The sequence below is a fragment of the Saccharopolyspora sp. NPDC047091 genome (assembly GCF_040643635.1).
Taxonomy (GTDB): domain Bacteria; phylum Actinomycetota; class Actinomycetes; order Mycobacteriales; family Pseudonocardiaceae; genus Saccharopolyspora_C.
In genome coordinates this window covers 33,563-45,909 of the sequence record NZ_JBEYUS010000025.1, presented here as the reverse complement: position 1 = coordinate 45,909, position 12,347 = coordinate 33,563, and the positions used below count along the sequence as shown (strand labels likewise).

Annotated in this window: 11 protein-coding genes; 4 read left to right on the top strand and 7 right to left on the bottom strand. The window is 72.7% G+C overall.

Features of this window, described 5'->3' with window-relative positions:
* Nucleotides 1-53 precede the first annotated feature (53 nt).
* From manD to ABZ805_RS13640, 3 genes are read right to left on the bottom strand one after another with little or no spacing between them, the layout of a single operon-like run.
* Nucleotides 54-1,268: a D-mannonate dehydratase ManD gene (gene manD / locus ABZ805_RS13650; RefSeq protein WP_358438997.1), complete on the bottom strand. Its 1,215-nt coding sequence runs from the start codon at nucleotides 1,266-1,268 to the stop codon at nucleotides 54-56.
* The gene (locus tag ABZ805_RS13645) at nucleotides 1,265-2,287 is read right to left on the bottom strand and encodes an alcohol dehydrogenase catalytic domain-containing protein (RefSeq protein ID WP_358438994.1); all 1,023 of its coding nucleotides are present in this window, start codon (nucleotides 2,285-2,287) and stop codon (nucleotides 1,265-1,267) included. Before ABZ805_RS13645 ends, manD begins: the two co-directional genes overlap by 4 nt.
* 46 nt (nucleotides 2,288-2,333) lie before the next feature.
* Complete coding sequence (locus ABZ805_RS13640; protein ID WP_358438991.1) at nucleotides 2,334-3,653, bottom strand: MFS transporter; 1,320 nt, start codon at nucleotides 3,651-3,653, stop codon at nucleotides 2,334-2,336.
* Nucleotides 3,654-3,791: 138 nt separating this feature from the next.
* Here ABZ805_RS13640 and ABZ805_RS13635 point away from each other — a divergent pair, with 138 nt between their 5' ends.
* Both ABZ805_RS13635 and ABZ805_RS13630 read left to right on the top strand, forming a co-directional pair.
* Nucleotides 3,792-4,529, top strand: a complete 738-nt coding sequence (locus ABZ805_RS13635; RefSeq protein ID WP_358438989.1) for an IclR family transcriptional regulator — start codon at nucleotides 3,792-3,794, stop codon at nucleotides 4,527-4,529.
* Between the two features lie 288 nt (nucleotides 4,530-4,817).
* Nucleotides 4,818-5,045 (top strand): hypothetical protein, encoded by a 228-nt coding sequence (locus ABZ805_RS13630; RefSeq protein ID WP_358438986.1) that lies wholly within the window; start codon nucleotides 4,818-4,820, stop codon nucleotides 5,043-5,045.
* A gap of 10 nt (nucleotides 5,046-5,055) precedes the next feature.
* On the opposite strand, the gene ABZ805_RS13625 is transcribed toward ABZ805_RS13630, so the two are convergent.
* From ABZ805_RS13625 to ABZ805_RS13615, 3 genes are all read right to left on the bottom strand, one after another.
* Nucleotides 5,056-5,625 (bottom strand): GNAT family N-acetyltransferase, encoded by a 570-nt coding sequence (locus tag ABZ805_RS13625; RefSeq protein WP_358438983.1) that lies wholly within the window; start codon nucleotides 5,623-5,625, stop codon nucleotides 5,056-5,058.
* Nucleotides 5,615-7,150: an APC family permease gene (locus ABZ805_RS13620; protein ID WP_358438980.1), complete on the bottom strand. Its 1,536-nt coding sequence runs from the start codon at nucleotides 7,148-7,150 to the stop codon at nucleotides 5,615-5,617. Before ABZ805_RS13620 ends, ABZ805_RS13625 begins: the two co-directional genes overlap by 11 nt.
* A 220-nt stretch (nucleotides 7,151-7,370) precedes the next feature.
* On the bottom strand, nucleotides 7,371-8,207 hold the full coding sequence (locus ABZ805_RS13615; RefSeq protein WP_358438977.1) for a GPP34 family phosphoprotein: 837 nt from the start codon (nucleotides 8,205-8,207) through the stop codon (nucleotides 7,371-7,373).
* Nucleotides 8,208-8,682: 475 nt separating this feature from the next.
* Between ABZ805_RS13615 and ABZ805_RS13610 the strand changes: the two genes are divergently transcribed.
* Nucleotides 8,683-10,545 (top strand): ABC transporter ATP-binding protein, encoded by a 1,863-nt coding sequence (locus ABZ805_RS13610; RefSeq protein ID WP_358439095.1) that lies wholly within the window; start codon nucleotides 8,683-8,685, stop codon nucleotides 10,543-10,545.
* 350 nt (nucleotides 10,546-10,895) lie between these two features.
* Here the strand turns inward: ABZ805_RS13610 and ABZ805_RS13605 are convergent, their stop codons facing one another.
* Complete coding sequence (locus ABZ805_RS13605; RefSeq protein ID WP_358438974.1) at nucleotides 10,896-11,384, bottom strand: MarR family transcriptional regulator; 489 nt, start codon at nucleotides 11,382-11,384, stop codon at nucleotides 10,896-10,898.
* Between the two features lie 83 nt (nucleotides 11,385-11,467).
* Between ABZ805_RS13605 and ABZ805_RS13600 the strand changes: the two genes are divergently transcribed.
* Entirely contained in the window at nucleotides 11,468-12,259 is a 792-nt protein-coding gene (locus ABZ805_RS13600; protein ID WP_358438971.1) for a class III extradiol ring-cleavage dioxygenase, read from the top strand.
* Nucleotides 12,260-12,347: the final 88 nt, after the last annotated feature.

Below are 12,347 nucleotides of genomic sequence, written 5' to 3'. Positions count from 1 at the left end.
TCCCCGTCTCGTCCCGCCCGGCGGCGCCGGGTGATCATCCGATTCCACCACGCTCACCAGTCGTGCATCGACCCGTCCCGCAACCGGTTCACCGGCAGGTACTTCGGCGAGTACGGATAGCGGGCCGCGGCCTCCTCGTCCAGCTCCACGCCGAGGCCGGGAGCGTCGCCCGGGTGCATGTAGCCGTCGCGGAACGAGTAGTTCACCTTGAACACCTCGCCCGCCGGGTCCAGATGCCCCATGTACTCCTGCACGCCGAAGTTCGGCACCGTCAGGTCCAGGTGCAGCGCCGCGGCGAACGACACCGGCGACAGGTCGCCCGCGCCGTGCGAACCGGTGCGCACCCCGTGCAGCGCGGCCAGGTCGAACACCTGCCGCAGGTGGGTGATCCCGCCGGTGTGCGACACCGAGGCGCGGATGTAGTCGATCAGCCGCTCGCTGATCAGGTGCTTGCAGTCCCAGATCGAGTTGAACACCTCGCCGACCGCGATCGGCGTGGTGGTGTGCTGCCGGATCGTGCGGAACGCCTCCTGGTCCTCGGCCGGGGTGGGGTCCTCGATCCAGAACATCCGGTACGGCTCCAGCGACTTGCCCAGCTGCGCGGCCTCCAGCGGCGACAGCCGGTGGTGCACGTCGTGCAGCAGGTGGAAGTCGTAGCCGAACCGCTCGCGCACGGCGCGCATCAGCTCCGGCGCGAACTCCAGGTACGCCGGGGTGTGCCACACGTTGTCCGAGGGCATCGCCGCATCGGCCGGTTCGTAGGTGGAACCGGTGCCCGGGTGGTGCAGCCCGTAGGTGCTCTCCAGACCGGGCACGGCCGCCTGCACCCGGATCGCCCGGTAGCCGCGCTCCCGGTAGGCGGCGACGTCGTCGAGCAGCTCCTCGACGCTCTGCCCGCTGGCGTGCCCGTAGATCAGCACGCCGTCGCGGGCGGCGCCGCCGAGCAACCGGTGCACCGGCAGCCCGGTCTCCTTGCCGAGCAGGTCCCACAGCGCGACGTCCACCGCGGCGATCGCGGTCATCGTCACCGGACCCCGCCGCCAGTAGGCACCGCGGTACAGGTACTGCCAGATGTCGTTGATGCGCCCCGAATCCCGGCCGATCAGCAGCGGGCACACGTGGTCGCGCAGGTAGGAGGCGACGGCGAGCTCGCGCCCGTTGAGCGTGGCGTCGCCGAGCCCGGTCAGCCCGTCCTCCGTGGTGATCTTCAGGGTGACGTAGTTGCGGCCGGGGCAGGTGACGACGACGTCGGCGGCGGTGATCTTCACGGGGTCTCCTCGGCGAGCACGGCGATCTTCAGATGATCGCGTTCGGTCAGTGCGGTGCGCAGCGCCCGATCGGCCTCAGCGAGCGGGAACCGGGCGGTGACCATCCGGTCCAGCTCCGCTCGTCCGGAGCGCAGCAGCGCCGCGGCGGTGGCGAACGCTCCCGGCCCGTAGCGGAAGCAGCCGCGCACGTCGATCTCCCAGCGCTGCGCCGCCGCCAGCAGGTCCGGAGCGGCGGGCCGGTTCGCGGGGATGCCGACCAGGGCGACGACCCCGCCGGGCACCAGCGCGTCCGGGCGGACCGCCTCCGGCGCCCCGGAGCACTCCAGCTGCTGGTCGAACGCCCCCGGCTCGGGGTCGGCGGTGGTGGTGTCCAGGACCTCGTCCGCCCCGGCCCCGGCGGCGAGATCGAGTCGCCGCCGGTCGACGTCGGTGAGCACGATCCGCGCGGCCCCGGCGGAGCGGGCCGCCGCGACCGCCAGCTGACCGATCGGCCCCGCCCCGGTCACCAGCACCGACGCCCCGCTGAGCACCCCGGCGCGGCGCACCGCCCAGCAGGCCACGGCGAGCGGTTCGACCAGCGCGGCCACCGCCGGATCCGTCTCGGCGGGCACCCGGTGCACCAGCTCAGCGTCCACCACAAGCGTGCCGCGGATCGTGCCGTGCACCGGCGGCGAACCGAAGCAGCGCCCCGCCGGGCACAGGTTGTACCGGCCCGCCGCGCAGGTCGGGCAGCGGCGGCACGGCCGCGCCGGTTCCACCGCGACGGCCGCGTCGAGCAGGCCCGGGTCGACCCCCTCGCCCAGCTCGACGACCACCCCGGACGCCTCGTGCCCGAGCACCGTGGGGGCGCGCAGCACGTTCGACCCGTTGCGGCCGTCGGCGTAGTAGTGCAGGTCGCTGCCGCACAACCCGGTGGCGCGCACCGCCACCCGCACCGCGCCGGGCCGCAGCGGCTCCGGCTCCACCTGTTCCACCCGCAGGTCCCGGGCGCCGTGCAGCACGGCCGCTCGTTCGCTCACCACTACCTCCACTTCGTCGGCGTACCAGGCGGTTCCCGCTGCGGCCTCAGCTCCGGGCCGGCAGCGGCCCCACCTCGCGGATCAACACCCCGTACGAGAACGCACCCACCAGCCCCAGCACCCCGGACAGCACCAGCGGCGCCACGAACGACCCGCCGGTCGCCCCCTGCAGCACACCGGTGACGATCGGGCCGACGAACCCGGCGATGTTCGCCGCGCAGTTCTGGATGCCCGCCAGCGACGACACCTGACCGGGCTGCGGCGCCATGTCCGCGGGCAACGAGGCCACCGACGCCGCGCTGAACGCCAGGCTCGCGTAGGAGATCGACAGCAGCACCAGCGCCGTCGCCGCGTTCGGCACCACCACCGCGAGCGCGATCACCGAGCTCAGCAGCATGCCCGGGATCAAGCAGGTCTTGCGGGCCCGGGTGAGGCTCCACCCCCGCCGCACCAGCGAATCCGACACCCAGCCGCCGAGCAGGCTGCCCCCGATCGCCACCACGCCGGGGATCGCCCCGACCGTGCCCAGCTCCAGCAGGTCGAAACCGCGCGCCTGCACCAGATAGCTCGGGAACCAGGTGATGAAGAAGAAGATGATGTAGTTCAGGCAGAAGAAGCCGAGCATCATCGCCCACACCGCGCGGTACCGGAACAGGTCCCGCCAGCGCACCTTCGCCGCTTCGTCCGAAGTGGACTCCTCGCGCGCCCCGCCTGCCCGGATGTAGGCGAGTTCCTCGTCCGTCACCCGCGGGTGGTCCTCCGGCTCGTGGTAGGCCAGCCACCACCAGCCCGCCCACAGCAGGGCGAGCACGCCGACCACGATGAACGCGGCCCGCCAGCCCTCCCACGCGATGATCGCGGTCACCACCGGCAGCGCCACCGCGGTACCCGCCCGCGCGCCGTTGTCCCAGATGCTGTTGGCCAGCGCGCGCTCCCGGCGCGGGAACCAGCGGGACACCACCTTCGCCGAACCCGGATACCCGGTGGACTCGCCGATGCCCAGCAGGAACCGGAACACCAGCAGCGACACCAGACCGGCGACCAGACCGGTCAGCATCGTCGCCACGCCCCACACCACGGCGCCGAGCGCGAACGCGCGCTTCGCCCCGATGCGGTCGATGAGCGCCCCCGCGGGCAGCTGGAATCCCGCGTACGCCAGGAAGAACGTGCCGAGGATCAGGCCCTGCACTCCCGGGTCGAACCCCAGGTCGTGGTTCATCGACGGCAGCGCGACGCTCAGCGCGGAGCGGTCCACGTAGTTCACCGAGAGGCCGACGAAGCACAGCAGCGCCATGCCCCACCGCAGGTTGTTCGCGCGGCCGCGGGGACGGGTCGCCCCGGCCGCGACCTCGGTTCGCCCGGTCATCGCTCCTCCTCGAGCCGCCCGGCCTCCACGTCGACGCTGTATCGTTCCGTTCCGCGGAATACCGTTCTGCTGATGCGAACGGTAGCGTAAGCGGGAGATCACCGGAAAATCAACGGCCGAGGAAGCGGTGCAGCCCCCATGAGCGCCACCGAAGGCAGCGCGTTGCGCACGCTGCGCGTACTCGAAGCAGTGGCCCGCACCGGCGGCCCGCACCGGCTCGGCGAGATCGCGAGCAGCACCGGGCTCGCCAAGCCCAGCGCGCACCGCATCCTCAGCGGCCTCAGCGGCGCCGGATACGTGATCAGCGACGGCGACGGCGCCTACGGGCTCGGCCCGCGGACCTACGCGCTGTCCGCCACCATCGCCTCCGCTGAGGACACCGGCGGCGACACCGTGCTGCGCCGGTTCCAGTCCGAGGTCGAGCAGACCGTGCACGTGGCGCTGCACAGCGGCGATCACGCGATCTACGTGCGCAAGGTGGACAGCGACGGGCCCTACCGGATGGCCTCCCGGATCGGCGGCGTGCTGCCGCTGCACTGCACCGCGATCGGCAAGGCGATCCTCGCGCACCTGCCCTCGGACGAGCGGGCGCCGCTGCTGCGCGACCTACCGGCCCGCACCGAGCGCACCACCACCGACCCCGACGTGCTGGAACGGGAACTGGCCCGGGTGCGGGCGGACGGCTGCGCGCTCGACGACGAGGAGAACGAACCGACGATCCGCTGCCTCGCCGCGCCGCTGCTGGACGGCGCGGGTCGGCCCATCGGCGGCGTGAGCATCTCGACGATCACCTTCCAGACGCCGAAGGACGCGCTGCTGGCGCACTCGGCCCGGTTGACCGAGACGGCCGCGCTGCTCGCCCCGCTCTACACCTGAAGCCCGCCGGGCATCCCGCGTCCGCGCGCCTTTCCCCCGGATGATGGGAAAAACCGGTCATCGCGGGCACGCACACCGCCACCGAATCGCAACCACCGGGCAACCGGATCGGAGTACGCTCGGTCACCACACCGGCGACGACGGTGACCCTCGGCCGTGCGGAAGGGGCGCACCACACCCCGGTTCCCGAATCCGATGATCCCTCGATCCGGTGAGTCCGGGAACCGCGTCGGCCGGGCCGGAGTCGGAACCGGTTGCCGTCAGGAGTCGGCGAAGGGAGTCACTGCAGTGGACCAAGTCCGCGCCCGGTTGCGCGGCGGGCCCGAGGACGGCCGCGAGGTCAGCGTCCCCGCCGATCCCACCGGCCATCCCGTTCCGCGCATCACCGTGCCCGTCCGCTTGCCGGAGCAGCGCCGCTGCGCGACCCCGCCGCCGCTGCTGGTCTACGAGCGGTCCGGGTCGAAGCACACCGGCACCTGGGACTTCGACTACGTCGGTGCCGAGTCCCAGACCTGAGCCGACGTGCTCACCGGCCGGCCACCCCGCGCCACATTGGGTGCAGCAGCGGGCCACCGGGCAGCTCGATCGGGTCGCCCAGATCGGCGAAGCCCAGCCGCTGGTACAGCGCACGGCTGGCGGTGCTGCTCGCCTCCAGGTAGGTCGGCAGCCCGGCCCGGTCGCACTCGCGCAGGCTCGCGGCCAACGCCGCCGTGCCCTTCCCGGCGCGCTGCCGGTGCGGTGGCACGCCGATCAGCGCCAGGTACCAGTGCTCGACCCGCGGGTGCCGCTGCTCGGTGAGCTCGTCGAAGGTGGCGAACCGGTCGGCGAACGGCCCGACCAGGTCGGCGAGCCGCCGCTCCCCCTCGGCGTCCAGCGTCCGGGGGGCTTCCCGCCCGTCGCCGCGGAACCACACCTGCACCGCCGAGCCGGTGGTGACCACGGCGCCGGTGCGTTCGGCGTGCGCCACGGTCAGCTCGAACCAGGCCTCGTACAGCGGTTTTCGCAGCGCGGGGTCCGGCACCAGCCAGCAGGACACCGCGTCGTGGACGAACGCGCTGACCAGCGTCCGGACGGGCAGGTCGACATCAGTTCGCATCGTGGAGCTCCTCGCTCGGCCGACCGGGGTCGGCTCGGTCGATCAGGGCGGATCGCGCTCCCATGCCGATCCGGGCGTAGGCGTCGGGGCGGCGCAGGCGCAGCACCACGCCCCAGCAGAGCCCGGCGAGCGCGACCACCAGGTAGGCGCCGGGCAACGCCCACGCCGCCGCCGATCCCGGTGGTAGTCCCAGCACGGTCCCGAACGACCGCAGCGTCAGCACCAGGATTCCGCTGAGCACCACCGCCGCGGCACCCGGCGCCCACAGCGTCCGCCACCGCCCGCACCCGTGCCCCGGCGTCCGCAGGAAGTAGCCGACGACGGCGAACGAGGTCGCGGTGACCAGGCACAGCACTCCGAGCGCCCCGCCGGAGGCTCCCCAGAAGAACAGGTGGACGATCGGGTCCCAGCCGGTCATCGCGAACACCGCGATCACCAGCGCCGTCACCGCGCTCTGCGTCACCGACCCCGCGGTGGGCGCCGAGGTGCGCGGGCTGGTGACGCCCAACGCGCGCGGTCCGATGCCCTCGCGGCCGAGCGCGAACAGGTAGCGGGCGCACACGTGGTGGAACGAGAGCATGCCCGCGAACAGGCTCGTCACGTACAGCGCGGAGCCGAGCGTGACCAGCGCGGCGGGCAGCCGTTCCGCGGCGAGCACGAACATCAGCTCGGTGGAGTGCTCCTCGGCGGCGGCCACGATCCGGTCCGGGCCGGTCGCCACGGTCAACGCCCAGGTGGACAGCCCGTAGATCCCCCCGATCAACGCCAGCGACAGGTAGGTGGCGCGCCCGACGGTGCGCGGATCGCGGGCCTCCTCGGCGAGCACGGTGGAGTTCTCGAACCCGATGAACCCGGTGAACGCGATCACCAGGATCACCCCGGACGCCGCGGTGCCGAGCTGCAGCGGGTTCAAGGTGGTCAGCGTGACCCCCGGTTCGGCGGGATCGGTCACGAACGCCAGGTCGTAGAACAGGATCATCGCGATCTCGGCGAGCAGCAGCACGCCCAGCACGCGCCCGTTGACGTCGATGCGCAGCACGCCCAGCACCGCGACGAGCGCGGTGCCCACCCCGGAGAAGACCCACCACGGCACCGCGGGGCCACCTGCCTGGTGCAGCAGGTCCGCCGCGCCGACGCCGCAGCCGCCGACCAGGCTGACCTGCACCATCACGTAGGCGAGCACGGCGACCCCGCCCGCGGCGGTGCCGGTGACCCGGCCGAGGCCCTTCGCGATGTAGGCGTAGAACGCTCCCGCGTTCTCCACGTGCCGGGACATCGCCACGTAGCCGACGGCGAACAGGCCGAGGACGACCGCGACCGCCAGGTAGCCGACGGGGATGCCGTTCACGCCCGAGACGGCGAACCCGCTCACCGCTCCCCCGCCGACGACGGTCTCCGGGGCCGCCGCGGCGACGGTGAAGAAGATGATCGACCACATGCCGAGCCGGGAGGCGGCGAGCGAGTTCGCGACCGGGCCCGGCCGGGGGGACTGCTCCGCCGATCTGGGCAGGGTGGACGGTGGCACGATCGGTTCTCCTCGCTGTTCGGGGCTGGTCGGGCCTGGTCGGGTACGGCTCGGGACTGGTCGGGTACGGCTCGGAGGTGCGCGGGGTTCCGCGCGGTCCGGTGTCGGGATCGGGTGCGAGTCGCCATCGGCGGCACGCTCTCCGCACCGTGCGGCGGCGCCGGGGAAGCCGCCGGGTCGGCCGCCCGTGCGTGGGTGCGACCGGGAGCGGCCGCCCGGGTCATCTCCGTGGCGTCATGGCCCACTGCTCGCGGGCGGCGGTGACCTCCGCGACGACGGTGCGCAAGCTCGCCGGCAGCCGGGGCAGCCAGCTCTCGGCGCGCTGCTCCGCCTGCCGCTGCACCTGGCGGGACAGGCCGAGCCGACCGGCGATGCCGGTACCGGTGACCAGCAACGCCAGCGCCACCTCGGCCTGGGCGTCCGGAACGGTGATCATCCCGGATCGGATCGCGGCCGATTCGTCGTGCGTGAAGGTGTCCACGACGCCCTCCACCGGGGTGCGCTGGTCCAGCCGGACCGGGCGCCAGGCGACCGCGGGCCCGGTGCGCCACCCGCCCGCGACGGGCACCTCCCGGACCACGTCGATGATGGTGAGGCGGGCGCGGACCTTCTCCGCCGCGGTGCCCGACAGGTACTGGATCCAGGTGCGCACCGAGTGCTGCGGTTCGGACCGGATCTCGCGCAGCACCGACCAGGACAGGAAGTCCGGCGGCATGCCCTTGCCCGCGGGGCGCACGGTGGGCAGCACGCCGATCTCGTCCTCCAGCAGCAGTTCGGCGAGCAGGCCGCCCGCGCAGCCGAGCGCGACCAGCTTGGGGTCCACCCGCGCGGCGAGCCGGTCCGAGCCGGTGTGCGCGACCAGGAAGTAGCGGTCCGCCAGCCGCAGCGGGATCCGCCCGGTGCGGGTGGCCCGTTCCCGGGACGCCCGCTCCGCGCGCGGGTCGGGTGCCCCCGCGTCCGGGACTCCTTCGTCCGGCGGGTCCGGTGACGTGGTCAGGACGGCTCGGGACAACCGGCGCGTCCGGCGCCCGTTCACCGCACCCTCGTGGATCGACATGAACACCCCAGTGACTCGGTTTCCCCCGGGAAACGCCCTCGCGACGATGACTCCGTAGCGTTTCCAGCCCGGGACACAGCGTAATCGTTCCCGGTCCAGGCCAAGATCCTCCAGAAGCGCGATGTTCACTGTGATCAAGCCGACGCCACTTCGCTCGTTCGAGTGGTCATCGGCGATCGGGCGTCGGAAACCCCTTGACGTGGAACGACTTCCCCTTCGACAGCGAGGCGCTCGCGGCACGAGGGCGGGGCGCGCCGGAACACCCGGCCGCGCCCCGGCGTTTGACTTCGAGTTAACGCGAACTAGCACGATCGGCACCGACCCACCACGAGCAGTGCCGCGCCCGGCCCGACCCGCGGTCCCGTCCCAGGACGGCGCCCGCACCGGCCGCGCACCGCACCGGCCCGCGACCGACCCGAACCGGCCGCGGAGCCGCCACACCGAGAGGAACCACCACATGACCAGCTGGGAGACGATGCGCTCCTTCGCCAGCGACGACTCGGTGACCAGGCAGCGCCTGGCACCCGGGCTCGCCCGGCGGATCGCGCGCTACGCCCGGCCGTACCTGCGCGACATCGTCCCGTTCCTGGTGCTGGTCGCCGTGGCGGCGGTGCTCGGCGTGGTGACCCCGCTGCTGTTCAAGGCGATCATCGATCACGGCATCCTGCCGCGGAACCCGGGCGTGGTGCTGTGGCTGGCGCTGGCCGTCGCCCTGGTCGCGGTGCTGGAGGCCGGGATGTCGCTGCTGCAGCGCTGGTACTCCGCGCGGCTCGGCGAAGGCCTGATCTACGACCTGCGCTCCGAGGTGTTCGACCACGTGCAGCGGATGCCGGTCGCGTTCTTCGTGCGGGCGCAGACCGGATCCCTGGTCAGCAGGCTCAACACCGACGTGATCGGCGCCCAGCGCGCCCTGACCAGCACGCTGTCCTCGGTGGTGTCGAACGTGCTGAGCCTGGTGCTGGTGCTGGCGACGATGTTCACGCTGTCCTGGCAGATCACCCTGATCGCACTGGTCCTGCTGCCGCTGTTCCTGCTGCCGGTGCGCTGGGTGGGCCGCCGGTTGCAGCGGATCACCCGCGAGCAGATGAAGACCGACGCGGAGCTGAGCTCGCTGATGACGGAGCGGTTCGGCGTCGGCGGCGCGATGCTGGCGAAGCTCTACGGGCGCGCCGACGAGGAGGCCGGCATGTTCTCCTCGCGGGCCGCGCGGGTCCGCGACCTGGGCGTGGTCTCCGCGATGTACAGCCGGGTGTTCTTCGTGGCGCTGACCCTGCTGGCCTCGCTGGCCACCGCCGTCGTCTACGGCCTCGGCGGCGGGCTGGTGATCTCCGGGGCGTTCGAGCTGGGCACGCTGGTGGCGCTGGCGACCTTGCTGAGCAGGCTCTACGGCCCGCTCACCGCACTGTCGAACGTGCACGTGGACGTGATGACGGCGCTGGTCAGCTTCGACCGGGTCTTCGAGGTGCTGGACCTGCGGCCGATGGTCGAGGACAAGCCGGACGCGGTGGTGCTCGACGCCCGCGCCGAACCGGCCGCCGTCGAGTTCGACCGGGTGTCGTTCCGGTACCCGGCCTCCGCGGACGTGTCGCTGGCCTCGCTGGAATCGGTCGCCCGCCCGGAGAGCGCTCCGGCGCACGAGGTGCTGCACGACATCAGCTTCCGGGCCGAGCCGGGCCAGACCGTCGCGCTGGTGGGACATTCCGGCGCGGGGAAGACGACGATCACGCACCTCGCGGGCCGGCTCTACGACGTGGACGCCGGCAGCGTCCGGGTCGCCGGGCACGACGTGCGGGACGTGACGCTGCGCTCGCTGTACTCGACGGTCGGCGTGGTCACCCAGGACCCGCACCTGTTCCACGACTCGATCCGGGCGAACCTGGCCTACGCCCGACCGGGGGCGTCCGACGCCGAACTGCTGGCGGCGTTGCGCACCGCGCAGCTGCAGGAGCTGGTCGACGACCTGCCGGACGGGCTGGACACGGTGGTCGGCGACCGCGGCTACCGGCTCTCCGGTGGGGAGAAGCAGCGCCTGGCGATCGCGCGGCTGCTGCTGAAGGCACCGCCGGTGGTGGTGCTGGACGAGGCCACCGCGCACCTGGACTCCGAGTCGGAGGCGGCGGTGCAGCAGGCGCTGTCCACCGCGCTGGCGGGCCGCACCGCGCTGGTGATCGCGCACCGGCTGTCCACGATCCGCGAGGCGGACCGGATCCTGGTGATCTCCGGTGGCCGCATCGCCGAACAGGGCACCCACGCCGATCTGCTCGCCCGCGACGGCCTCTACGCCGAGCTCCACCGCACCCAGTTCGCCGGTTCCGCGGAGGCCGTCTCAGCCACCTGATCCACCCCGGTGGGCGGACCGCCGCATCCAGCGGCCCGCCCACCGCGACCAGCGCGACCAGCGCGCCTCCCCGACCGATTCCAGCTCGACCCGCGACCGGTACCGACCCCTCAGCACCTTCGAGGCCCGCCCCGACCCAGGCAACGGCCACCACGTTCCACGACAGGCAGGTGACGCGAACGAACACCACCGATCGGTGACCGGTGGTCCGCCGAGCCGAACCACCGGCCACCCACCGTTGATCTTGCCCAGCGGCGGTTGCGGTTTCTTCTCTCAGCGGCGAAGCCGATGACCTGACGACCACGCACGCCACCGCCCCCGTTAGCAGCAGGAGCGGCGACGACCAGCAGTCAGTCGGTGAGCGGGCGGGTGCCCTTGCGGCCGTCCGGGTCGATGCGGCGGAGCATCGCTCCGCAGATCTCCCCCATCTCCTGGAGCTGCGGGCCGGTGAGCGCGTCGAGCACCAGGTCGCGGACCCGTTCGACGTGGCCGGGCGCGGCGTCGACGACCTTGCGGTAGCCGGCGTCGGTGAGTTCGGCGAGATTGCTGCGGCCATCGCAACTCGAGCGGGCGCGGCGCACCCACCCGTTCTTCTCCAGCCTGGCCACCACGTGCGAGACGCGGGACGGCGAGGCGCTGGCGCGGGCGGCGAGGTCGCTCATCCGCAGCGACCGGTCGGGGCGTTCGGACAGCATCGCCATCACCCAGTAGCCGAAGTGCGTGACGCCGGAGTCGCGCTGCAGCTGGGAGTCGAGCGCGGGCGGCAGCAGGGTCATGAGCATCGCGAGCTGACGCCATGCCTTCTGCTCTTCGTCGGTCAACCAGCGCGGCTCGTCCACCGGACCAGTCTAACCAGACCGGTTGAGTCGACCAGCGGCTTTGCCTATCCTAATATTTGAAGCTTCAAGAAAAGGAGGCGGCGATGGCCGCAGCGCACCCCGGGCCGATGCCTGCCCTCTACCTCAGCCACGGCGCACCGCCACTGGTCGACGACGACCTGTGGACCGGCCAGCTCGCCGCGTGGAGCGCCGACCTGCCGCGGCCGCGCGCGATCCTGGTGATCTCCGCGCACTGGGAGGCGGCACCGCTGATGCTCGGTGCCACCGACACCGGGGTGCCGCTGACCTACGACTTCACCGGGTTCGCCGAGCGCTACTACCGCACGGAATACCGCAGCCCGGGAGCCCCGGAGCTCGCCGCCCAGGTCGCCGCGTTGATGCCCGATACCGAACCCGTTGCGCACTTGCCGGAACGCGGGCTCGACCACGGGGCGTACGTCCCGTTGACGGTGATGTACCCGGACGCCGACATCCCGGTGCTGCAGATGTCGCTGCCCACCTTGGACCCGGACCGCCTGCTCCAGGTCGGGCGCAGGTTGCAGCCGCTGCGCGACGAAGGCGTGCTGATCATCGGTTCCGGGTTCACCACGCACGGGCTGCCGTTCCTCACCGATCCGAGCCCGCGCGCCGCCGCACCGTCCTGGTCGCAGGAGTTCGACCTGTGGGCCGGGGAGGCGCTGGCCCGCGGCGCCGTGGACGAGCTGGCCGCGTACGCCGACCGGGCGCCCGGGATGCCCTACGCGCATCCGACGGCGGAGCACTTCGCGCCGCTGTTCGTCACCCTCGGCGCGGCCACCGATCCGGCGGCCCCGCCGGAGCAGCTCATCGACGGCTACTGGATGGGCCTGGCCAAACGCTCGTTCCAAGCGGCCTGACCGTCCGCGGCGGAGGTCGGTCCGGTCCGCGCGGCGAACGCACCTGCCGCCCTCGCCGCCGAGATCCGCGCATCCCGCGGACCAGTAC

Excerpts from the sequence above, each read along its gene's own strand:
- ABZ805_RS13640 (WP_358438991.1), bottom strand. The coding sequence starts at position 3,653 with ATGACCGGGCGAACCGAGGTCGCGGCCGGGGCGACCCGTCCCCGCGGC.
- ABZ805_RS13635 (WP_358438989.1), top strand. The coding sequence starts at position 3,792 with ATGAGCGCCACCGAAGGCAGCGCGTTGCGCACGCTGCGCGTACTCGAA.
- ABZ805_RS13625 (WP_358438983.1), bottom strand. The coding sequence starts at position 5,625 with ATGCGAACTGATGTCGACCTGCCCGTCCGGACGCTGGTCAGCGCGTTC.
- ABZ805_RS13615 (WP_358438977.1), bottom strand. The coding sequence starts at position 8,207 with ATGTCGATCCACGAGGGTGCGGTGAACGGGCGCCGGACGCGCCGGTTG.
- ABZ805_RS13610 (WP_358439095.1), top strand. The coding sequence starts at position 8,683 with ATGCGCTCCTTCGCCAGCGACGACTCGGTGACCAGGCAGCGCCTGGCA.
- ABZ805_RS13600 (WP_358438971.1), top strand. The coding sequence starts at position 11,468 with ATGGCCGCAGCGCACCCCGGGCCGATGCCTGCCCTCTACCTCAGCCAC.